At 42.3% G+C, this 22162-nt stretch carries 19 protein-coding genes and 7 pseudogenes; 22 read left to right on the top strand and 4 right to left on the bottom strand.

Annotation, left to right across the window (positions count from 1 at the left end; genetic code table 11):
* Positions 1–208: 208 nt before the first annotated feature.
* From G593_RS19800 to G593_RS0116220, 5 genes and pseudogenes are all read left to right on the top strand, one after another.
* Positions 209–340 (top strand): annotated as a pseudogene (locus tag G593_RS19800) (DNA-binding protein); the annotation flags it as partial.
* The gene (locus G593_RS0116235; RefSeq protein WP_028088182.1) at positions 321–1010 is read left to right on the top strand and encodes a response regulator transcription factor; all 690 of its coding nucleotides are present in this window, start codon (positions 321–323) and stop codon (positions 1008–1010) included. The pseudogene G593_RS19800 and the gene G593_RS0116235, both read left to right, overlap by 20 nt.
* Positions 1007–1948: a HAMP domain-containing histidine kinase gene (locus G593_RS0116230; RefSeq protein ID WP_029732371.1), complete on the top strand. Its 942-nt coding sequence runs from the start codon at positions 1007–1009 to the stop codon at positions 1946–1948. The genes G593_RS0116235 and G593_RS0116230 overlap by 4 nt, the downstream gene beginning before the upstream one ends.
* A gap of 98 nt (positions 1949–2046) precedes the next feature.
* Complete coding sequence (locus G593_RS0116225; RefSeq protein WP_029732370.1) at positions 2047–2970, top strand: ABC transporter ATP-binding protein; 924 nt, start codon at positions 2047–2049, stop codon at positions 2968–2970.
* Positions 2963–3670, top strand: coding sequence for an ABC transporter permease (locus G593_RS0116220; RefSeq protein WP_029732369.1), 708 nt, complete (start codon positions 2963–2965; stop codon positions 3668–3670). The genes G593_RS0116225 and G593_RS0116220 overlap by 8 nt, the downstream gene beginning before the upstream one ends.
* A 356-nt stretch (positions 3671–4026) precedes the next feature.
* On the opposite strand, the pseudogene G593_RS0116215 reads toward G593_RS0116220, so the two are convergent.
* Positions 4027–4431, bottom strand: a pseudogene (locus G593_RS0116215) (transposase); the annotation flags it as partial.
* A gap of 120 nt (positions 4432–4551) precedes the next feature.
* On the opposite strand from G593_RS0116215, the pseudogene G593_RS0116210 reads away from it, so the two are divergent.
* From G593_RS0116210 to G593_RS0116200, 3 genes and pseudogenes are all read left to right on the top strand, one after another.
* Positions 4552–4971: pseudogene (locus G593_RS0116210) on the top strand (hypothetical protein); the annotation flags it as partial.
* 109 nt (positions 4972–5080) lie between these two features.
* Positions 5081–5335 (top strand): prevent-host-death protein, encoded by a 255-nt coding sequence (locus tag G593_RS0116205; protein WP_029732366.1) that lies wholly within the window; start codon positions 5081–5083, stop codon positions 5333–5335.
* A 5-nt stretch (positions 5336–5340) separates the two neighbouring features.
* Complete coding sequence (locus G593_RS0116200; RefSeq protein WP_029732365.1) at positions 5341–5694, top strand: type II toxin-antitoxin system RelE/ParE family toxin; 354 nt, start codon at positions 5341–5343, stop codon at positions 5692–5694.
* Here G593_RS0116200 and G593_RS0116195 read toward each other — a convergent pair.
* Positions 5665–5973, bottom strand: a complete 309-nt coding sequence (locus G593_RS0116195; protein WP_005341677.1) for a helix-turn-helix domain-containing protein — start codon at positions 5971–5973, stop codon at positions 5665–5667. The genes G593_RS0116200 and G593_RS0116195 overlap by 30 nt on opposite strands.
* Before the next feature lie 164 nt (positions 5974–6137).
* On the opposite strand from G593_RS0116195, the gene G593_RS0116190 reads away from it, so the two are divergent.
* The 9 genes and pseudogenes from G593_RS0116190 to G593_RS20355 all read left to right on the top strand — a co-directional run.
* Positions 6138–6326, top strand: a complete 189-nt coding sequence (locus G593_RS0116190) for a helix-turn-helix domain-containing protein (RefSeq protein ID WP_002596317.1) — start codon at positions 6138–6140, stop codon at positions 6324–6326.
* A complete protein-coding gene (locus tag G593_RS0116185) occupies positions 6319–7011 on the top strand; it encodes a response regulator transcription factor (RefSeq protein ID WP_008705950.1) in 693 nt (230 codons plus the stop codon). Before G593_RS0116190 ends, G593_RS0116185 begins: the two co-directional genes overlap by 8 nt.
* Before the next feature lie 5 nt (positions 7012–7016).
* Complete coding sequence (locus G593_RS0116180) at positions 7017–7934, top strand: sensor histidine kinase (RefSeq protein WP_029732363.1); 918 nt, start codon at positions 7017–7019, stop codon at positions 7932–7934.
* Positions 7935–8069: 135 nt separating this feature from the next.
* Positions 8070–8900 (top strand): annotated as a pseudogene (locus tag G593_RS0116175) (ABC transporter ATP-binding protein); the annotation flags it as partial.
* A pseudogene (locus tag G593_RS20995) lies at positions 8899–9123 on the top strand (ABC transporter permease); the annotation flags it as partial. The pseudogenes G593_RS0116175 and G593_RS20995, both read left to right, overlap by 2 nt.
* A 2-nt stretch (positions 9124–9125) precedes the next feature.
* Complete coding sequence (locus G593_RS0116165) at positions 9126–9905, top strand: ABC transporter permease (protein WP_029732361.1); 780 nt, start codon at positions 9126–9128, stop codon at positions 9903–9905.
* A gap of 7 nt (positions 9906–9912) precedes the next feature.
* A complete protein-coding gene (locus G593_RS0116160; RefSeq protein ID WP_029732360.1) occupies positions 9913–10374 on the top strand; it encodes a hypothetical protein in 462 nt (153 codons plus the stop codon).
* A gap of 166 nt (positions 10375–10540) precedes the next feature.
* The gene (locus G593_RS0116155; protein WP_044994671.1) at positions 10541–11464 is read left to right on the top strand and encodes a site-specific integrase; all 924 of its coding nucleotides are present in this window, start codon (positions 10541–10543) and stop codon (positions 11462–11464) included.
* Positions 11465–11717: 253 nt separating this feature from the next.
* Positions 11718–13061, top strand: a pseudogene (locus tag G593_RS20355) (lysozyme family protein); the annotation flags it as partial.
* A 105-nt stretch (positions 13062–13166) separates the two neighbouring features.
* On the opposite strand, the gene G593_RS0116145 reads toward G593_RS20355, so the two are convergent.
* Both G593_RS0116145 and G593_RS0116140 read right to left on the bottom strand, forming a co-directional pair.
* A complete protein-coding gene (locus G593_RS0116145) occupies positions 13167–13523 on the bottom strand; it encodes a helix-turn-helix domain-containing protein (RefSeq protein WP_029732358.1) in 357 nt (118 codons plus the stop codon).
* Positions 13524–13781: 258 nt separating this feature from the next.
* The gene (locus G593_RS0116140; RefSeq protein WP_015513384.1) at positions 13782–14750 is read right to left on the bottom strand and encodes an AraC family transcriptional regulator; all 969 of its coding nucleotides are present in this window, start codon (positions 14748–14750) and stop codon (positions 13782–13784) included.
* 186 nt (positions 14751–14936) lie between these two features.
* Here G593_RS0116140 and G593_RS0116135 point away from each other — a divergent pair, with 186 nt between their 5' ends.
* The 5 genes and pseudogenes from G593_RS0116135 (at position 14937) to G593_RS0116110 (ending at position 22110) form a co-directional block, all read left to right on the top strand.
* Positions 14937–15548: an MptD family putative ECF transporter S component gene (locus G593_RS0116135; protein ID WP_009203546.1), complete on the top strand. Its 612-nt coding sequence runs from the start codon at positions 14937–14939 to the stop codon at positions 15546–15548.
* Positions 15545–16269 (top strand): annotated as a pseudogene (locus tag G593_RS18825) (energy-coupling factor transporter transmembrane component T). The gene G593_RS0116135 and the pseudogene G593_RS18825 overlap by 4 nt, the downstream one beginning before the upstream one ends.
* Positions 16266–19124: an energy-coupling factor transporter ATPase gene (locus tag G593_RS20565; protein WP_049946508.1), complete on the top strand. Its 2859-nt coding sequence runs from the start codon at positions 16266–16268 to the stop codon at positions 19122–19124. Before G593_RS18825 ends, G593_RS20565 begins: the two are co-directional and overlap by 4 nt.
* A complete protein-coding gene (locus G593_RS0116115; RefSeq protein ID WP_029732356.1) occupies positions 19117–20826 on the top strand; it encodes an ABC transporter ATP-binding protein in 1710 nt (569 codons plus the stop codon). The genes G593_RS20565 and G593_RS0116115 overlap by 8 nt, the downstream gene beginning before the upstream one ends.
* Before the next feature lie 339 nt (positions 20827–21165).
* Entirely contained in the window at positions 21166–22110 is a 945-nt protein-coding gene (locus tag G593_RS0116110; protein WP_242827120.1) for a site-specific integrase, read from the top strand.
* Positions 22111–22162 lie beyond the last annotated feature (52 nt).

Below are 22162 nucleotides of genomic sequence, written 5' to 3'. Positions count from 1 at the left end.
AATGCGGCAAAGAATATACTGGAAGAAGGATTAAGACAAATAGCATAAAAGGAATAACAATATAGGACAGGGACTGTCCGAATTAACGCCTGTGGAGATAGTAGGTTACGAGGTCTGCGAAGCAGGAAGCCCATTGGCTTTAGACAATGGGTAGTTCACCGTGATAAACAAATGAATTTATTTAATCAGTGGGAAACGGATATAGAATTATTGTGCTGGTGGGCGTATCCCCGGTGCTGTGAAAATGGCCGGTGTTTGGCTGCTCCCTAAAACTGCGGAGAAGCCGATTGATAGGCGCAGAAAGGAAGGAAAAAAGAATAATGAAGATTCTCTTAATTGAAGATGATATAGAAATAAGTGAAATGTTATGTAGCTATCTTATAGCAGAAAATTTTGAAGTTGTCTGCGCTACCGATGGTCAAAAGGCATGTGAGGCTTTCGACATTGGTTCTTATAGTATCGTCTTGTTGGATTTGATGATTCCCAAAATTACAGGTATGAATGTAATGAAGTATATTCGTCAAAAAAGTACGGTGCCAATTATCATCATTTCTGCAAAGGATTCGGATTCCGACAAAACTTTAGGTTTGGGCCTCGGTGCGGATGATTATATTACAAAACCGTTTTCCATAACAGAGGTTATGGCGCGTATTAAAGCAAACATACGGAGAAATACCGAATATGCTGCCGTACAGCCAGAGCAAACGAAACTTGTGTGGGGCCCATTGGTTATGAACTTGGAAAATCACACCGTCACAAAATCAGGCGAGATTATCGAACTGACCGCAAAAGAATTTGATATTTTACGGCTGCTTCTGGAAAACCCACAAAGGGTCTACACAAAGGCTCAAATCTATTCTTTAATTTGGAATGATGCCTATATGGGGGATGAAAATGCCGTCAATGTTCACATCAGCCGTTTACGAACGAAAATTGAGGATGATCCACGAAAGCCGCAAGTTGTTATAACTGTATGGGGAATTGGCTATAAGCTGGGAGAACAGAAATGAGCAATGCGACAATTATCTTTTTACTAACCCTCTGTATTATGATTTTAATCTGTATCATTGTGTACCAGCAGTTTGTATTCCATAACGGAACAAAAGCAAAAATACATGAGATCAGCAGCAAATTGAAAGAACTTCTTGACACCGACAGCGACGAAAAAGTGACAGTCTTTACCGATAATAAGGCACTGATAGAGCTTGCAACACAAATCAATCGAATGTTGGAAGATCGGCAAAAAGTAAAAGTTGAGTATCGGCGGGCTGAAATGGCATCCAAAAAGATGTTATCTAACATTTCCCACGACATTAAAACTCCCATGACAGTGATTCTTGGCTATTTGGAGATTATGCGTTTGAACGGAACCCAAAGCAATGAAATGTTGCAAAAGGTAGAAAGCACTGCCCAGCGGGTAATGGGATTGATTACACAATTCTTTACGCTTGCTAAATTAGAGGCTGGCGATACAGATATGCCATTGAAGCGTTTGAATGTGAACGAAGCCTGCCGGGAAAATATTTTGGATTTCTATGAACTCCTTTCACAAAAAGACTTTCAAGTTGAACTCGACATACCCGATCAAGCGTTGTATGCAAATGCCAATAAAGATGCGTTACAAAGAATAATGTTCAATTTAATTTCCAATGCAATTCGCTATGGCGGCGATGGAAAATATTTAGGTATGTTTCTGCGGGCAGATCAGGCACATATCTATATAGACATTGTGGACAGGGGCCGTGGAATTGAAAAAGAATTTGCCGATTCGGTTTTTGATCGGCTGTTTATGATGGAAGATTCCAGAAATAGTGCTATGCAGGGAAATGGTCTTGGACTGACGATTGCGAAAAATCTTGCCTTGCAACTCGGTGGCGATATTACTTTAGAAAGTCATCCGCACCAGAAAACGGTTTTCACTATTACGCTCAAGAAAATGGCCTATTAAAACATAGGTCATTTTTTCAAGAAAGAAATTTGTAAGAATTATTCAAGAGTTTTGAAAATCGAACTTTCTATAATGTCAGTAGAAAGGAGGGCAAGACAATGCCATTTATTTTACAAACAAGTGGTCTTTCTAAAAAGATCGGTAGTAAGGCACTTGTCACTGATATTAATATTCATATTCCCAAAGGGGAAATTTATGGTTTTCTTGGTCCTAACGGAGCTGGTAAAACCACAGTGATGAAGATGATTACTAACCTTTGGAAACCTACCAGTGGGACTATTGAGGTGTTTGGAGAGGTATTGACGCCAAAGTCCTATGAAGTCTTAAAAAGAATGGGAAGTATCATCGAGTTCCCAACCTTTTATGACCACATGACCGGGCGTGAGAATTTACAGCTTCATTGTGAGTATATGGGCTATTACAATGTTGACAGTGTTGAGAGTGCGCTGCAAATGTTGGACTTGGCCGCAGCCGCCGATCAGCCGGTCAAGAGCTATTCCCTCGGCATGAAAGAACGCCTCGGAATTGCAAGAGCCATTATGTGCAAGCCAGAACTGCTTATTCTCGACGAACCCACAAACGGCCTTGATCCAGCAGGGATGAAACAGATCCGTGATTTATTAAAAACACTTTGTTCGGAGTACGGCATTACCGTTATGATTTCAAGTCACATTTTATCTGAAGTGGAGAGTATTGCGGATACAATTGGTATTATCCATCGCGGAAAAATGATGAAAGAAATTCGTATGCAAGATATTGAGGAAATGAACCTCAATTATGTGGAGCTTTCTGTCACGGATGAAAAGCGGGCTGCCTATGTCTTGACTGAAAAGTTGGGTCTGCAAAATTTTAAGATTCTTGACAGTGGTAAAATTCGCATATATGACCATGCAGCGTCTACCCAGCAGTTGACGAAAATACTGGCTTTGAATGATGTCGAAGTTGTGAGCATTGGAAAGAAATCTGAAACGCTGGAGGACTACTTCTTGAAGCTGACCGGGGAGGTGAAATATCATGCTTAAACTCATTAGGCTGGAATGGAAAAAGAATAATGTAGGCAAGTACATTCGCAATGTGGTTATCATGTCGGCTCTGATCTGCCTGTTCATATTTGCCCTTTGCTATTTGGGAATTGCCAATGATCCTGATACGGGTGTTCCTGATGCGGCGCCGGGTAACAGTGCGATTTCTTCCTCTATCGAGCTGTTTACAAGCATGGCTTTTCTGGTGTTTACCAGTGTCATGTTGTCCACATACATTGTGAGCGCCTATAAAAACAAAACCATGAACTTAATGTTTTCGTATCCAATTAAGCGACAGAAAATTCTCATTTCTCAAATGTTAGCTGTATGGATTTTCAATTTCGTGGCTCTGGTGCTGACAAAACTATTGATTTACAGCTGCATTTTACTTGGTTCACAATTCATGGTTTCCTCATTCCCACTGGACTACAACATGGCAAGTATGGGGTTCTATATTCAGTTACTCTTAAAGTCTGTTGTCATTGTAACCATGAGTTTTATCGCCTTGTTTATTGGTATGGCTATGAAGTCCTCAAAAGCTACCATCGTATCATCATTTCTGCTGATCTTTTTGACACAGGCTAATGTGGGCGATTTTTCTTTGGCGGATAATGCCATTCTTCCTGTTGTACTTATGGTACTTTCCTTAATTTTTGCATTTCTCTCGATTTACAATGTAGAAACTAAGGATTTGAACTAAATGCTCAACGAAATGAAAGTTCTTATAGTGATGCCAACTATAAATTGATATTAAATAGTTATTAAACTGCCGGGCGACGGCAAAAGAAAAAAAGCCGTCGTCCAGCAGACACATTTCCATGCGCCTATGAAGCGGCGGCTTTGATTTTCAGAGCCGCCGTTTCTTTGTTTGCGCGCCATGGGCGCGCTCTAACGGGTGTAAGTCCCGAACATGCCCAGGTAGTGGGAAATGTATAGCCGAACAGCAAGACCTGCTAAGATTTGTCAAGTGGAAAGTCAAAAATTATTTAAAGTATTTTGGGGTATGAAAAATAGACTGCCTGAATAAGCCAGTCTAAAAAGGATTTATAAATAGAGTTATTTTTCAAGTGAATTCAGATATTCACTAACTTTTGCATAGTAGATACGCAAAAATTTATTGCAACCAGCAATCATGTAGACATAATAGTGTTTTCCTTCTGCCCGCTTTTTATCAAGAAACTGATACACGGGTTCATCAGTGTGCTTATGTCGAAGAATACAATCCATTACAGTAAACAGTGTTTTTCGTAATGTAGCAGATCCTCGTTTGGAGATGCCACGGCTTTTGATGTCAATGGTGCCAGATTGATAAGGAGATGAATCAATTCCAGCATATGCAATTAGAGCTTTGCGGTTATGAAAACGGCGAACATCTCCAATTTCAGCAATGAGTTGAGGTCCCAATGTTGTGCCAACACCATGAAGTGATAATACAACGGGATATTCTGGGAGTTGTGATGCTATACGATTCATCTCTATCCTAAGTCTTTCTAATGTGTCAACTAACGAAATGAGTTCATTTGCAGTCTCAGTAATAATAAGTTCAGTGTTTGCATTATAAGGCATACTGGCAACTGCCTCATAGAAGATTGTGGATTTTTTGAAAGTATCCCACTATGGGCGGTGACACTGATCGGTGGACTGTTCATTACGGTATTGAGCTTCATTATGATTATGAGTGTATATGGAAGATTTTTTCGACTGTATCTTTATACAGCGATTGCACCGATTCCATTATCTTCCTTTGCAGGAGAGCCGAGCCAGAATATTGGAAGAAGTTTCTTAAAGTCTTATGCAGCAGTGCGTTTGGAGGGAGCAATCGTGGTGCTTGCCTGCATTATTTTTTCACTATTTGCATCATCACCGCCAGTAGTCGATCCAGATGCAGCAGCAGTGACCATGGTGTGGAGCTATATAGGAGAATTGATTTTTAACATGCTTGTACTGGTCGGAGCAGTGAAGATGTCAGACCGAGTGGTTCGGGAAATGATGGGATTGTAAAAAATAAAATTGCTGTAAATTTCACTGCGAATAAGTTGAATGATTCACAGCGAAAGGGTATAATATAGAAGTAGAGAAGAGGTAAGCAATTTTTCGAGGAGGAAAGACTATGCCAAATATTAAACCTATTTCGGATTTAAGAAATTATACAACAGTAATCAATGAAGTCACCTATGGTAATAGAGTTTATCTTACAAGAAATGGACATGGACAGTGTGCAATTATAGATATGAAAGAGCTGGACGAATTAGATAAACAGAAAGCACTTTATACACTAATGAGCAAACTAAACGAAGCAGAAGTGTCTATTCGAGAAGAAGGAACGATATCAGCAGATGATCTGGAAGCAGAACTGGGGGTATAATTGTATTGAAAAAAATAGAATATTCACAGATTGTAAGGAAAAAACTGAATCAGCTAAAAGTAGATTTGGTACAGGATTTTGGCGCTGAAGTTTCCAGAAAATCAGTGAAAAAGATAACAGATGCGGTGAGAGGTCTGGAGAAGTTTGAAAAAAAGGGAATTGCCGTATCTGCAATGTATAATATAGAATGCGATTATCGCTATTTATATGTTAGTCACAATTATGTTTTTTATAGAATTGAATCAGAAAAAAAAATTGTTGTTGAAATGTTTGATGAAAGAGAAGATTTTATGTATAAGCTATTCGGAATTTCAACAAGAACACAGGAATCAATAGATTACTGGGGCGATGAAGATTAAATAACAACAGGGTATGAATGAAAAAAGCATTTTCATCTGATTGGTACCTTCATCCTCCAGAGAAATATCTGGATTTATAAGCGTATCTAAAGAGATGTGCAGGACCTTTGCCAATGCTCTCAAAATCAAATAGGAAGGATTCATTTTTCCCTTTTCAATATTGGCGATTTGCTTTACAGAAACATGGCTCAGATCAGAAAGTTCCTGCTGTGTCAGCTCTTTATTCTTTCGGGCTTTCCGCATTTTCTGCCCTAAAGCAGTTAAATCATCAATCGGCATAATCGTTCACCTCAATAATATTGTATCGTTCCGGTTTATATGATGGAATGACCTTATTATGCCTGACAAGCTGTACGATTATGCCGATTATATAAAGCTGCGATTGGTGATAAACTTGTATTGTTCGAGACAAAGAACTATAATGTACTCTGTGGAGGTGCATAATGGATTATATGACACTAAAAGAGGCCGCCGAAAAATGGGGCGTGACACCTCGTAGAGTAAATTACTATTGCGCTGCTGGGCGTATCCCCGGCGCTGTAAAGATGGCTGGTGTTTGGCTGATCCCAAAGAACGCAGAAAAGCCGATTGACGGAAGGACAAAACAAGGGAAGGGGTTGCACCATGAATAAAATCCTGATTATAGATGATGACAGAGAACTGTGCGCTTTGATTAAACGTAGCGTACAAGCAGAAAACATAGAAGCTGATTTTTGTAATACCGGAAAAGAGGGCTTACAAAAATTAAGAGAGCAGGAGTATCAGCTTGTGGTACTGGATGTGATGATGCCTGGTATGGATGGCTTTGAAACGCTGGAAGAAATCCGCAAAGAGAACAGTCTGCCGATTTTGATGTTCACATCTAAAAATGACAGCATTTCTAAAGTACGGGGCTTACGGGCCGGAGCGGACGATTATCTTACAAAACCGTTTGATATGGATGAACTGATTGCCCGTATTGCGTCTCTTATTCGCCGTTACACTCGCTTTAATCAGCAAGCTGGAGCCATACAAAAGCTAAATTTTGACGGATTGCAGATTGACCTTGAAAATCGTTCTGTTACTACATCAAACGGCACTTTTGAACTGCCCCCAAAGGAATTTGATTTGCTCCTGTACTGTGCAAAACATCAAGGGAAAATTTTGACCAAACAGCAGATTTATGAGGAAGTATGGGGCGAAGAATATTTCTATGATGACAGTAACATTATGGCGATTATCAGCCGACTTCGTAAAAAATTAGAAGTCAATCCTTCAAGCCCAAAGTATATACAAACGGTCAAAGGGATTGGCTACCGGTTTAATAAGGAGGTGTAGTCAGTATGGAAATCATTGTATTCTTGTCCATTGTGATTGCTGTTGGGGCTGTATTGACTTCCATCGTTCTCGTTCGGCGTGTAAAAAAACAAATAGCAGAAATGACCGATGTGCTGGTTGATGTGAAAAACGGAAATGGCAACCGTCGTATTCTGTCTGCAACAAATGAACTGACTGCGCCTCTTGCCTATGAAATCAATGAGATCGTTGTGTCCTATGAAAGCAGACTTTCGATTGTACGGCAGACAGAGGAAACCAACCGCCAGCTTATGACGAGCCTTTCTCATGATGTGCGAACGCCCCTTACTACTCTGATTGGGTATCTTGACGCTGCACACAAAGGATTGGTTACAGGAAAAGACCGGGATGATTATATTGAAACCGCCCGCCGGAAAGCTCATGATCTGAAAGAATATATCGATGTACTCTTTGACTGGTTCAAGTTAAATTCCAACGAGTTTGCTTTGGAGATCCAGAGCGTTGAGGCCGCAGAGCTGACAAGAAATATTCTGATCGACTGGATACCGATTTTTGAGGATAAACAGGTTGATTATGACATTGATATTCCTGAACAGCCTGTCCGGGTAAGATTGGATATGGACAGCTATATGAGGATTGTCAATAACCTTATTCAAAATGTAATCGCTCATAGCCATGCAGACAAAATTAAAATTTCCCTGTCGAAGAAGGAAAACAGCATGGAGCTGCTGCTGGCGGATAATGGAGTGGGAATTGAGAAAGAAGATTTGAAACACATATTTGAACGGCTTTATAAGTGTGATAAAGGACGCTCTGAAAAAGGCAGCGGACTTGGTCTTTCTATTGCCCATCAGCTTGTAGAAAAGATGGGTGGGAGTATAACAGTTGAAAGTTTGCCGGAAAAAGGAACTGAATTTATGTTGCTTTTTCCTTTGGAGATTTAAGCGGGTTCCCGTCCTTACGGCGGGAACTCTTGTCATTTTAGCCGAATTTCAAATTGCAAGGTTAATGCAAGGTTGCGGCAAGGTTAATGCAAGGTTGGCATGATAGAATACCTTACAGAACAGGAGGTTTTGAATATGGATACAAATTATATCATTGAAACAAAAAATCTGACAAAGCAATACGGCTCACAAAAGAGTGTGGCTGACTTAAATATCCATGTCAAGCGTGGGAGAATTTATGGTCTGTTGGGTAGAAACGGAGCCGGAAAAACCACAACTATGAAAATGCTGTTGGGTTTAACGAAGCCGACTTCCGGGGAGATCAAAATCTGGGGAAAGTCTTTGCAAGGGAATGAAAAGAAGCTGTTGCCCCGCATCGGAAGCCTGATTGAGTCCCCCGGTTTTTATCCCAATCTGACCGGTACGGAGAACCTGCGTATCTTTGCTACCCTGCGTGGAGTACCAAACAATCATGCCATCAAAGACGCTCTGGATTTGGTCGGGCTGCCTTACAAGGATAAAAAGCTGTTTTTGCAATACTCTCTTGGCATGAAGCAGCGGTTGGCGATTGCCCTTGCAGTCATGCACGATCCGGAGCTTTTGATTTTGGATGAGCCGATCAACGGTCTCGATCCCATCGGTATTGCAGAAGTGCGATCCTTTATCCGTGAGCTTTGCGACACAAGAGGAAAAACAATTTTGATTTCCAGTCACATTCTTTCGGAGATTTCCTTGCTGGCTGACGATATTGGAATTATTGACCACGGTGCATTGCTGGAAGAAGAAAGCCTTGCTGAGCTGGAGCAAAAAAGCAGTAAACATATCCGGTTTACGCTCTCTGATACTGCACAGGCGGCAAGAATTTTGGAACGCAATTTCCATGAAAACCATTTCTCCATACAGGACGACCACAATCTGCGCCTGCACAACCTGGAGCTACCCGTGGGGAAAATTGTAACTGCCTACGGCATTGTTTGACACACTGCCTAAAACTATGTTATGGCTTCTGCCCACGCCACTGACTACATTTTGGAGTGCAGGAGATATGGCGGCTCATGGAATAAAAATGGACTTAGAGCAAATGACAGGGCTAATTCCCTCAACATTTCAAGTTGTATTCATTCTTGGGATTATGGCATTCGTTTCGTTCTTACTGATTGACAGATTATATAAGCAGAGGGGGGAATAAACATGGTTCGCATTGTAAAAACAGAATTTTATAAATTGAAAAGGTATCATATCCTTTGGGCGGGCGTTGCACTCATGCTCCTATCCGTCCTGCTGACTTTGTTTACCTCTATGGCAAATGATGGTTCCGTTTGGGATTTTGCCTATCTTACAGAACAGGTCATCAAAAACAATATGTCCATGATTTTTCCGATGTGTATCAGCCTAATTGCTGGATATATGATTTCTCGTGAGCAGACGGATGACACATTGAAAAATATTCTGACTGGGCCGATCTCTTTTAAGAAACTGTTGACCGGAAAATTGATTGTGTGCGGCGTATTGTCTATTATTTTCGGGCTGATATGCAGTCTGTTTACAATCATAGCAGAAATGATTGTGGGATTTCCCGGCTTTGAGATTTTCTTAGCTCTAAAAGCAGCCTTGCAGATTACTGCGGTTAATTTCTTTTTATATCTTGCGGTTCTGCCGATTATCGCTCTTACTTGTCGGAGGGCAGGCAGCTTTTTAGTCGGTGTAATCATTGCTTTTGTCTATGGATATGGAGGGATGTTTGCCGCAGGAAATATGACATTAGCAAACCTTTATCCGATTACCGCAAGTCTTGGAATGGTAGGCTACCGTAGCTATGATACCGCAGTCAATTGGAATATCGGAACCTGTTCTTGCAGTCTTGCGCTTGCTGTCGTTATTTCTGCCATCTTGATTTTGTGCATGAAAGAACAAGAAGCAACCCAAACAAAGAAAAAGGCCAAAAAGGTAGCTCCAAAGAAAGGCTGGTGATGATTTTATGAAGAAAATAGTTTTAGCATTAACATTCGTCCTTGTGGGAAGTTTCATGCTTGCTGGCTGTTCAAAAGATGAAATTCTCAATCATTACAATAACATTGTTCAATCTGCGGGCTCCATAGAACTGACAGGGAAATCGTCACTGCAAGGGGAAAAAGAAAAAGGAATTGATGATTATACAGGGACTTATACGGCTGATTATGCGAACTTTTCAGGTACAGAGTATTTGTTCGGAGGAACTTCCATAAAGAGAGAAGCCGGTAAGGAGCTGTCCATTGACTGCACCTTGGAGATTACGGAAGGTACTGCAAAAGTATTTTGGATTTCTGGATCTGATGAAGCAGTCACGTTGATTGAAGCAACCGGAACTTATAGTGACACAATTACACTTCCTGATGGTGGAAATTATATTGGCATTGAATGTGAGAATTTCACTGGAAACATTGAATTAAATATTGAATAATACTCTGCCGCGCGACGGCAAAAGAAAAAAAGCCGTCGTAAAGCAGACACATTTTCACGCGCCTATGAAGCGGCGGCTTTGATTTCCAGAGCCGCCGTTTCTTTGCGTTTACACAAACCAATGACGACTTGCAGGGACACGGTAGCCGATTGGAGGTTATTTTGCCGTGTCTCGTTTGCTTTTTCAAAGCTCACATACCTTATATAATCTGATTCTTCCGAGTATGGAAGCGGATATCAAATTAAAATACATTTCAGTAGAGTATTTAGATGCTCTACTGGAACGTGTCGCGAAAATCTGTCCTTCAGCGGGAAATAAAGGGCGGGAGCTTTTGAGCATCGCCATGAAAGATGCAGCAGGAGATAAGTTCATAAGCTATAATCCAATGCCTGAGACAAAGCCATATCCGAGAGCAAAACCAAAGGTAAGGGTATTAGGCAAAGAAAAATTGAAGGTTTTTCTTGAAGCTGCGAGCAAGAATCCTTGGTATCTGGAAATTTTACTGAGACTGTTTTGTGGATTACGAAAAGGAGAAATTCTTGGATTGAAATTTCAGGATTTTGATTTTGAAAAACAGACCGTCAGAATTAGCAGACAGCTTGTTGGAAACCTGAAACTGAAAGAAAAAGAATTTACGGTTACGGAATATGCTGTTATTGAAAGGAATCCAAAGACTGAGAATAGCTACCGGATATTGAGAGTGCCAAAAGTGGTGATGCAGGAAGTAAAACGCAGACAGCAGTTGATTGAATTACGAAAAACTGATTCAGGCATAGAATACAAGAATTTTGATTATGTATGTTGTCAGGAAAATGGCGCACCCCGATCATTAACGGCAATGAATCAGGCACTTACGAAAATCTGTAACAGAAATGGATTGCCAAATATCACCGTACATGGACTCAGACATATGTTTGCGACCATTTTAATTGAGCTTGGAGTTCCATTGTTTAAAATATCTGGTCTGTTAGGTCATAGTTCCGTTCATACGACTTACGAATATTATTGTGAGATTATGGACGAGCAGGATAAGATTATTGCGTTTGTAAATAATACGTTTGTACCACAACAAAACGGAACGGAGGGATAGCCATGCATAAGACCTTTGACTTTAAGAAATATGTAGAATATAAGGTCTATTCGGTGACAACAATCAAAAATGGATATGGGCAACATGCGGGATTCACAACCAAAAGAGAAGCTAATGCATTTCGTGATGAAGTAATCGGACAGCTACATACCGGAACCTATATTGTGTATGGAAAAATCCGGGTAGAGGAGTTTATGATCTTCTGGCTGGAAGATATTATGCGTCCCCGAATAACAGACGACACATATACAACTTACAATCTGTGGAGACTTCCAATGACAGAGAGAATAATTCAGTGGGGTATGCAGAAGATACGGCCAGCGAGTATGCGGACCGTATTTTTCACAAAACAGGACATCAGATACGCAGAGAAGCAGGGAAACTGATTGAAAAGAAGAAAGATAAGGCTTCTGGTTCTTCGACGAGCGAAGAACCAGTTTACCAGCCGAAAGAACAAATCCGACCAGTACCGCCTTCAGGCGGAGAAACGGCACAGGAGCAGGGAAAAGAACTTGCTGTCAAAAAAATCAAGACCATTGAACGGGATAAAAGAACCATCAAGACCGGTAGAGCATCGGAACAGGTAGTAAAGAATACCGGAAAAGGTACCATCAAGACTTCTGGAAAAGCGGTCAAGACTGCAGAACAGACAGCAAAGACCAGTATTAAGACATCAGAGCAGACAGTAAATGCTTCTGTCCAGGCAATGCATTATTCCATGAAAAAGGCAGAAAAAGCAGTGCAGGCAGCAAGACAGACAGCACAGAATACCAGGATTGTAGTGAAAACGACAGCAAAAGCGGTAACACATGCGATAAAAGCATTGATGGAAGCTACAAAAGGGAGCTTTAATATAAAATATCCCAGACAGCCAAATGGAATCACAGATCCAGAGTATTCGATTTCTTGCGGAGTGCAGGAGATAAAAAGCTGTCTGAAACGTGCAGGAGTAAAAAATCCTTTGGATATGGAAAATATTAAACTGGCATTGCAAAGTTACAATTATGGAAATGGATATCTGGAATGGGCGAAAGCCAGAGGTGGATATACCCTTGCCAATGCAGCAGAATTTTCCGATATGATGGCGCAGAGAATGGGGTGGAGCAGTTACGGGGACAAGCAGTATGTGCCACATGTGCTTCAGTATTATGCATTTGGAAGAATCCCGACAGGCATCGGTAATCAGGCAATCGTTCAGGTAGCAGCATCGCAGGAAGGAAAAGGCGGAACAACTTACTGGAGCTGGTATGGATTTGGAAGCCGGGTAGAGTGGTGTGCCTGCTTTGTGTCATAGTGTGCAGACCAGAGCGGTTATATCCAGAGTGGAGTCATTCCCAAATTTTCTCTTTGTTCGGACGGTGTCAGATGGTTTGAAAGTAAGGGCAGGTTCCGGGACAGCAGTTATACCTCGGCGGCAGGAGATATTATTTTCTTTGACTGGGGAAATAATGGAACGATTGATCACGTTGGAATTGTAGAGAGTGTCAGTGGTGGAACCGTAAATACTATCGAAGGTAACAGTGGAGATAAAGTGGCAAGACGGAGTTATAGTATTGAAAGCAGTAACATCTATGGATATGGTGTTCCGGCATATTAGAGAAAAATGTTGTTTGGAATGATAGTGGAGATATTTATAAAAGTAAATCGCCTTTTTAAAAACGAAAAGAACCAGTGAGAGAATCGTTAAACTTCACTTACTGGCTCAATTCGTTTTAAATTTCTCGGACAATTCTGTCAGTTCTTTCGCCGTTTCTTGAGTGTGATGTAACAGGGTGTCACGCATTTCTGGCGGACAGCTGGAATAAAGCATTTTCATCTGATTGACACCTTCATCCTCCAGAGAAATATCTGGATTTATAAGCGTATCTAAAGAGATGTGAAGGACCTTTGCCAATGCTCTCAAAATCAAATAAGAAGGATTCATTTTCCCCTTTTCGATATTGGCGATTTGCTTTACAGAAACATGGCTCAGATCCGCAAGCTCCTGTTGTGTCAGCTCTTTATTCTTTCGGGCTTTCCGCATTTTCTGCCCTAAAGCAGTTAAATCATCAATCGGCATAATCGTTCACCTCAAAAATATTGTATCGTTCCGTTTTACACAAAGGAATAACCTTATTGTGCTTGTTGAGAGGTATGATTATGCTGATTATGTAGATAAAAACTCTTATTCAGATGAACTTCCACTATCTTGGTGACAACCGCAACGTATAGAGGAATATTTGATGGCACATTTCGTAGATGTTCTACACCTAATCAAATGTGGCAAGGATGTGGGTGAAAAATTTCACGAGTGCCAGAGTTTCCTCTGGCACTCATTTTATTTTCGCTGTGCGTTTTTTCTGTACTCTAATGGCAACAATCCAGTGCTTTTACGGAATAATTCTGCAAATCGGCTTGAAGTGGAATAGCCTACTGTTTGGGCAACTTGTCCGACTGTTAGCTCTGTATATGCCAGCAGATATTCTGCTTGGCTCATGCGCCGCTGTTGAACATATTCCGTGATGGTGCAGTCGTAGTATTTCTTAAAACAGCTTTTGAGCTTTGTCGTTCCCATACAGGCAATCTGTGTTAGCCGCTCCAGAGGAATATCAAAAGCATAGTGGTCGCTAAGATAAGCGGCAACTATTTGGAGATTTTCAATATCCTGTTGAGAGAGCTTATGGGCTGGTTTATCAGGATGTTTCTTCTGATATTCCACCACCATTGAAACAGCTTCTGCGACTTTACCCTCATAAAAAAGTTTTGCTGCAATCCCTTCCCCGCGATAGTCTTTGATTTCTGTGAGTAACCGTGACATTTCTGGAAAGTCGGAAGTTTGGTCGATCTTCCGAAATGCATCCACAGGATTGATCTGTGCCTCCGGGTACAGTTTTTTCAGGTAGTCCTCATAATATGCCGGTGCAATCTCAATCCCAACCGAACGGATTGGAATATTTTTATGTATCAAAGCCTTGTATGGAGCGTAGCCTCCAATAAATGTTTTGATACAACCGGCAGACAGCCTACGGTATGGAGATAATTCCTCCCCGGAAATAGAGTCATACCGAGTGATACTCAGACATTCCGGCATGGAGCATTCCAACATGAAATCTTCGTGGAAGGAAAAGTTATGGATTTTAATATCATATAAGTCTTTCTGTCCATAAGTCCAGTAGGTGCCTTCTCCAACTTCGGGAGAAAGTTTCCAGCAGTCACCTAATGCCCCATATTGCTGGTTGTCTGGGTCACGGATAAAACCGTGTTCAATCAGTAGCGGTGTATAAAACTGGTCAATAATTTCAGACATGAAAACAGACCGCCTCCTTTTTGCAACGATTAGACGAACTTTTGAAAGGAACAGACGAACATCGCCGGAACCTATTGAATGTTGTCCGATAAATGCGTATTGTATTAGGCGAAGATTAGAGCTATCTAACCGAAGAATATCACAAACCACTTGTCGAGTCAAGACAATGAAAGGTAGGAGGTCAAAATGAGTAATCAAGTAAATTCTATGAACAAAGGTCTGACAGTGAAAGACCTTGTAACAACAGGTATTTTTACTGCACTGTTATTTGTTTTTGTATTGGTGGGCGGTGTCTTTTTTGCAACGAATCCTGTACTTACTTTTTTCATGCCAGCAGGAGGTGGGCTGCTTGCTGGCCCCATTTATCTTTTGCTGATTGCAAAAGTGCATAAGCGTTGGAGCCTTTCTATAATGGGCGTTATCATGGGTATTATTTGGTTCGTGACTGGTATGCACTGGGCTTTTGCATTGGGCTACATGATCATGGCGATTGTCGCGGACTTTGTTGCTGGTGCAGGGCAGTACAAAAGCAAAAAACTCAACAGCCTGTCTTATATACTGTTTTCTCTCGGCGGCACTGGTTCGTATATCGTGTTCTTTGTTGACCCAAACGGCTGGGCGCAGACCATGTTGGGAAACGGAACTGAACAGAGCTACATCGACACCATGCAGGCAACTGCAAATACCGGCATCCTGATTGCCATGTTTGCTGCTGTTATCATTACATCTGCGATCAGCGCTTTTGTAGGCTGCAAAATGCTGAAAAAGCAGTTTGAAAAAGCAGGTATTACAGCATGAGCGGTAAACGCCACAAGAAAGGGCTTTGGCTAGACCCACGGGCAAAGCTCTTTCTTATTCTTATGTGTGTTTTATCGTCCATGTTTGCTCCCTCACTTGCATATCAATTTTTCCTTGTTATGCTGATTGCGATATTGGGGGCTTTCTTTGGAAAGTGGAAATATGTTATTAAGGCTGTATGCTTTTATGCGGTCATCTGTGCCCTGACAGTTTGATCATGGCAGAAATGACAGGCACGCTGCGGACAATGTTTATTGCCTTTTTAGGATTGTTTCATAAGGTCTATGCGTGCGGAATCTTGGCTGGGATTGTTCTGACTACTACAAAAGTCAATGAGTTCCTGTCTGCTATGAATCGTGTCCACGCACCCAAAAAGTTAGTAATTCCTATGGCAGTTATGCTGCGGTACATTCCAACTATTCAAGAGGACTGGCGCTACATCAAGGACGCTATGCGGATGAGAGATGTTTCACCTTCTCTAGCGGGCTTTTTAGCCCATCCGGGCATGACGGTTGAGTGTATTTATGTGCCTTTGTTAATGGCAGCTTCAAAAGCAGCGGATGATCTTTCTGTTGCTTCTGTCACTCGTGGAATTGAAAATCCCAATCCACGCACCTGTCTTGTCCAGATAAAATGCGGAGCTGCCGATTGGGGCGTCATGGCCGTTGCCGTTGCTTATCTGATTTTTGAATTATGTGTAAGGGGAGGTGTGATCAGTTGATTGAGTTTGAAAATGTATCGTTTTCCTATACGGGGCAGGAACATGGTGGGCTGCATGATATCAATTTGAAAATTTCGGACGGAGAATGCGTCCTGTTCTGTGGCCGCAGCGGGTGCGGAAAGACAACGATCACACGGCTGGTGAACGGCTTAATTCCTCAATTTTATCAAGGGGAACTTCATGGCCGTGTGCTGGTAGATGGTCAGGAAATCAGCAATATCCCTATGTATCAGATTGCTGCTAAGGTCGGCTCCGTTTTCCAAAATCCACGGACGCAGTTTTTCAATGTTGATACAGACAGTGAGATTGCCTTTGGAATTGAAAATGAAGCTCGCCCTCCTGAGAAATTGGCTGAGCGAGTAGAGCAGACAACTGAAGATTTGCATATTCAAAAGCTGCGAAACAGAAATATTTTTGAGTTGTCCGGCGGAGAAAAGCAGAAAATCGCCTTTGCTTCTGTTTATGCCATGAACCCACAGATTTATCTATTGGATGAACCATCCTCTAATCTGGATATGACTTCGATCCAGGAACTAAAGGAACATTTGCGGCTGATAAAAAAACAGGGCAAAACAGTTTTGATAGCGGAACATCGTCTGTACTACCTGATGGAGTTGGCTGACCGAATTGTTTATCTGGAAAAAGGAGAAATCAAAGGAATATACACCCCGGAAGAATTTTGGCAGCTATCTGAACCTGATCGTGAACACATGGGGCTGCGAGCTGTTGATCTACAGGCGGTATTCCCGCAAAAAGCCCACTTGCCTGCGCCTACCCCTATATTGGAGCTGCGGAATGTGACGCTCCGTTACAAGAAGCAAACAATTTTGCATGACATTGAGCTATCCGCCGGAAAGGGCGAAGTGATTGGTGTTGTCGGCCACAACGGAGCTGGAAAGACTACATTTTCCCGCGCTCTCTGTGGGCTTCACAAAGACTGCGATGGACAATTTTTGTGGGAAAGCGAGCCGATTGAGCGTAAGGAAAGGCTGAAACGCTCTTACATGGTTATGCAGGATGTGAATTATGAACTTTTCGCTGACAGCGTGGAGGCAGAGTGCTCCTTTGGTATACGCAATCCAGATCAAACACTGGTAAATGCAACTTTGGAGGAATTAGGCCTTACCCCATATCGGGAGCGCCATCCAAACACGCTTTCTGGCGGTCAAAAGCAACGAGTAGCTGTAGCTGTCAGCATGATTTGTGGGAAAGACTTGCTTGTATTTGATGAACCGACCAGCGGTCTTGACTTTGACAGTATGACGCAGGTGGCGGGACTGATTCGACGATTATCCGATATGGGAAAAGTCATTTTCATTGCCCTGTTTGGCTGTTCCGGCGTAGCAGCTCACAAAGGGGCCTATGGCGCTCTTTTCAAAGTGCGCTGCATGGTTGCAGAACACATGGCCAGAGCGCCTTTAGGGGCCTTGAATGAACGGCGCACCGGGGACATAAAAACGGTTCTGAATGAAGATATTGAAAAGTTGGAGCTGTTTCTGGCCCATAACCTTCCTGACCTTGTGTGCTATCTGGTGGGGCCGGTAGTCATCTTTATTTATCTGATGACCGTCAATATTCCTCTGGCATTGATTTCCCTGGTTCCGCTGATCCTTGCTGTTGTTGTAATGGGGATGATGTTCCGCAATACGGATGACCTGATGGAACGGGCCAATCACTCCATTACCACACTGAACTCGGTTATGATTGAGTACATCAGCGGCATGAAATTGATTAAAGCCTATAACATGGGGAGCAAATCGTTTCAAAAGTTTTCAGACGCTATCCAGGAAGAAAACGCCATGTGGAATGAAACTTCCCGGCGCATGGGGCCACCTTATGCGGCCTTTGTTGTTATCATCGAATGTGGGATGTTGATGATGGTTCCAATCGGCGGAATGTTTTTCCTGAAAGGCTCACTGGCTGCCAGCGCATTTTTGCTGTTCGTCTATGTAGGTTCCATGTATCTGACGGAAATACGCCCCCTACAGGAACTGGGGACTAATTTTGCCAATGTGCTGAACGCTGTTACTAAGACCAAAGAGATACTGGATATTCCAATTTATGAGGGTGGAGCGGACTTTCCCCAAAATCACGATATTGAACTTCGGAATGTTCGGTTTTCCTATGATGGCAAGACCGATGTACTGCAAGGCGTTAATCTCAAAATTAAAGATGGTGAACGCATGGCCCTTGTGGGACAGTCTGGTGCCGGTAAAAGTACCGTGATTGAGCTGATCTCCCGGTTCTATGATGTGCAGGAGGGCGAAGTGCTGATTGGCGGGAAAAATGTAAAGGAACTCAATTATGATACTATCCTAAAAAATGTCGCCATTGTGTTCCAAAAGACCTTCCTGACCCGTGACAGCGTTTTAGAAAATATCCGCATGGGCAGTAACGCCACTCTGGAAAAAGTACGGACCGCCGCAAAAGAGGCGCAGATTGATGATTTCATCATGTCTTTGCCGGATGGATATGACACGAAGGTGGGCAGCTTCGGCTCTCGCTTCTCCGGCGGTGAAAAACAGCGGATTGCCATTGCCCGCGCTATCCTGAAGAATGCCCCCATTTTGATCTTAGACGAGGCCACAAGCGCCTCTGACCCGGAAAATCAGATGGAGATTGACAAAGCCATTCAAAATCTCTGTAAGGGAAAGACTGTCATTGTGGTAGCCCATCGTTTGAGCGCGTTGAAGATGTGCGAGCGTGTAGCAGTGGTTGAAAATCACACAATTACCTGTGTCGGAACCCATGAGGAAGTCCGAAAGAACAATGCTTACTATCGGAAGGCGTGGGAGGACTACGAAACAGCCCGGAATATTACTTATCAGTTGGAGGGAGGCGAGCAGCATGAGTGAGCATGATGTATTGAAAAAGAACCGTAATTTTTATATTGGCGTTGGTGGGACTGTTCTGGAAGGGCTTCTCTCCGGCAGCCTGTTTATGCTGCTTTACTCTGTCATGCAGTTTTTGTGGTCGGGACAATTTGACATGAACCGTGTCCTGGTTCTGACCTGTGTGATCGCGGTGGTTTTTCTTCTTCGTATCCTGATTTACAGCTATGGCTATACCAAAGCGCAGATCGGCGGTGCAGAGGTCAGCAAGAATACCCGCCTCTTTATGGGCAACCATTTGAAGCGTATCCCGCTTTCCCGGTTTACCCAGGGACAGACCGGCGATTATATCAATACCATCACAAGCGATGTAAACAACTATGAAAAAATTCTGACCCATAAGATCGGTGATATGGCAAAGAGTTTTGCACTTTCGCTCATGCTGATTATTTTTGTGATGACCATTTATGTGCCTGCCGGAATTATCCTGCTGATTGCCGACTTGCTTTTGATCCCTGGACTGTGGCTTTCCTTCCGTATGGTTCGGAAGTATGGTAAAGAAAAGAATGATATTTGTGCAGAGAATGTCAGCAGCATTGTGGAGTATGTGTCTGGTATTCAAACTTTCCGGGCCTATGGCGTAGGTGGTTTGAAGAATAAAACCGTTATCAACGCTATGCGGGAGTTCTGTCGGATCAGCTTTGTGTACGAATCAAAAGTGCTTCCTATTGGTGCGGTCTTTGGTATTTTGAGTTGGCTGTCCTGCCCGCTGGTTATCTTGCTAGCCTATGCACCCTGGGTCGCAGGGACACTGAACACGGTGGACTACCTTTTGATTTGTATGCTGCCCCTGTTCTGTGCAAAGCTGGCTAACTCGATTTTTGTAGACCTCACCAGTTATAAGAACCTGATGATCTCGAAAAACAAAATCTTGAGTGTAATGAATGAGCCGGAGGAAACTGGCAGCATGGAGCCGCTTCACACAGCTACTCATGAAATCACATTTGACAATGTAGATTTTGCATATGTTCCCGGTGAACCGGTACTAAAACACGCCACCTTTACGGTGCCAGATCAAAAGCTCACGGCCATTATCGGAGACTCTGGCTCCGGCAAATCTACTATTTTGAACCTGATTGCAAAATATTATGAAGCAACGGGCGGGACGATTTCTATTGGCGGTAAACCCATTAACCATGTTGCCGCAGAGCGTGTACTGGAGCAAGTTTCTATGGTAGACCAGGACATATTTCTTTTTGACGATACCATCCGGGATAATATCCGACACGCTCGCCCTAATGCTACGGACACGGAAATCGAGGCTGCCTGCCGGGAGGCTAACTGTGACAGCTTCATCCGTAAGATGGAAAAGGGATACGATACGCCGACTGGCGAGAATGGAAATCTTCTCTCTGGCGGTGAGCGTCAGCGAATTTCAATAGCCCGCGCTATACTGAAAAACAGCCCCATCCTGCTCTTGGATGAAGCAACAGCATCTCTTGACATTGAAAATGAGCTTGCCGTAAAGCAGGCCATCGCTAATCTATTAAAAGAGAAAAAGACTGTGGTAATGATTGCTCATACCCTTTCCATCGTCAAAAATGCAGATCAAATCCTTGTAATGGGTGATGGCAGGATTGCTGAATCTGGAACCCATGAGGAATTGCTTGCGAAAGGCGGAAAATATGCTGCTATGTGGAACGCAGAGCAAAAAATATCGGCTTGATAGAAGCTAAAGAAGAATAATTGCATAGCGCATGAACCTGCCCCGACTACGGGGAAAGAAAAAAAACCGCTGGCTGGGGCAGGTGATTTTGCGCGCTCATTTTAAGTTATTACCCTAACGGCGGTTTTGAGAAATCAGAGCCGCCGTTTCTTTGCGTTTACACAAACCAATGACGACTTGCAGGGACACGGTAGCCATTTGGAGGTTAAGTTACCGTGTCCTGTTTGTGTTTTCAAAGTTCGCATGATCTACATCAGTTAAAAAAAGCATTGCTGTTACACCTGATAAGTTTAGCATTGCATTAGGAATTATATCGTTCCACAGCTTGGAAAAATGTATATGTCTACACTGAATCAGGGGTATATCAGAAAATTATATAATACAGTTGCAGAAAAGTACGAATCAGTTGCGAAAAATGTCAGGACGATCATGAAAACATCATTGGAGTATGCATTTAACAAAAATGTATTGGCAACTAATCCTGCGAAGGGAATCAATTTACCGAAGAAAATAAAAAAGACAGAGTATCGTGTTCTGAAAATCGACGAAAAGAAAACATTGACACTTCCGCAGGTGCTACAGTTGATTGAGGCAAGTAAAGAAACACCGATTCATATGCAGATTTTATTTGCTGTATTGATGGGGCTCAGAAGAAGTGAAATCAACGGTTTGAAATACAGTGATGTCGATTACATTCACAGGACGTTGAGAGTAGAGCGTCAGTTGGGAAAGAAGCCAAATAGTAAAGCAGAAGACTGTGAACCTAAGATGCTGACAAAGCAGGAAATTAAAACAAAAACACCTGCAGGTGTGCGTGAACTTCCAATACCGGATTATGTATTTGAAGCAATTCTGGAAGAACGGAAAACTTATGAGAAGAACCGCAGACGCAGACCAAAAGAGTTCCGGGACTGGAATTATATTTGTTGTTCTACATATGGGAATCCAAGGAGTAAAGGTTTTCATCAGAAATACTATAAAGACTTGTTGAAATCTTTGGATTTGCCTGATATTCATTTTCACCAGTTGAGAAATACCTATGCAACTATTTTGCTGAAGAATAGCTTTAATTCAAAAGGTGTTTCGCATTTATTGGGACATGCTAAGGAAATCATATCCGTAGATGTCTATGGAGATACGCAGGAAATCATAGAAGACTGTCTGGATGTATTGGAACCATTTATTGAAGAAGTTATTCCAAAAGAGCGGAAAGATCAGTATTATGATTATTCAGAAGTGATTGAAATAGACTTAATCCTGGAGGAATATTTCAACGCAGCATGATAAAAATAGAATAGTAGTGATAGAAAAAAGTATAAATAAGAATCGAACATTT

Origin of the sequence: Dorea sp. AGR2135 (assembly GCF_000420885.1) — a bacterium.
Classification (GTDB): domain Bacteria; phylum Bacillota; class Clostridia; order Lachnospirales; family Lachnospiraceae; genus Dorea; species Dorea formicigenerans.
This window is presented reverse-complemented; position numbering and strand designations above follow the sequence as displayed.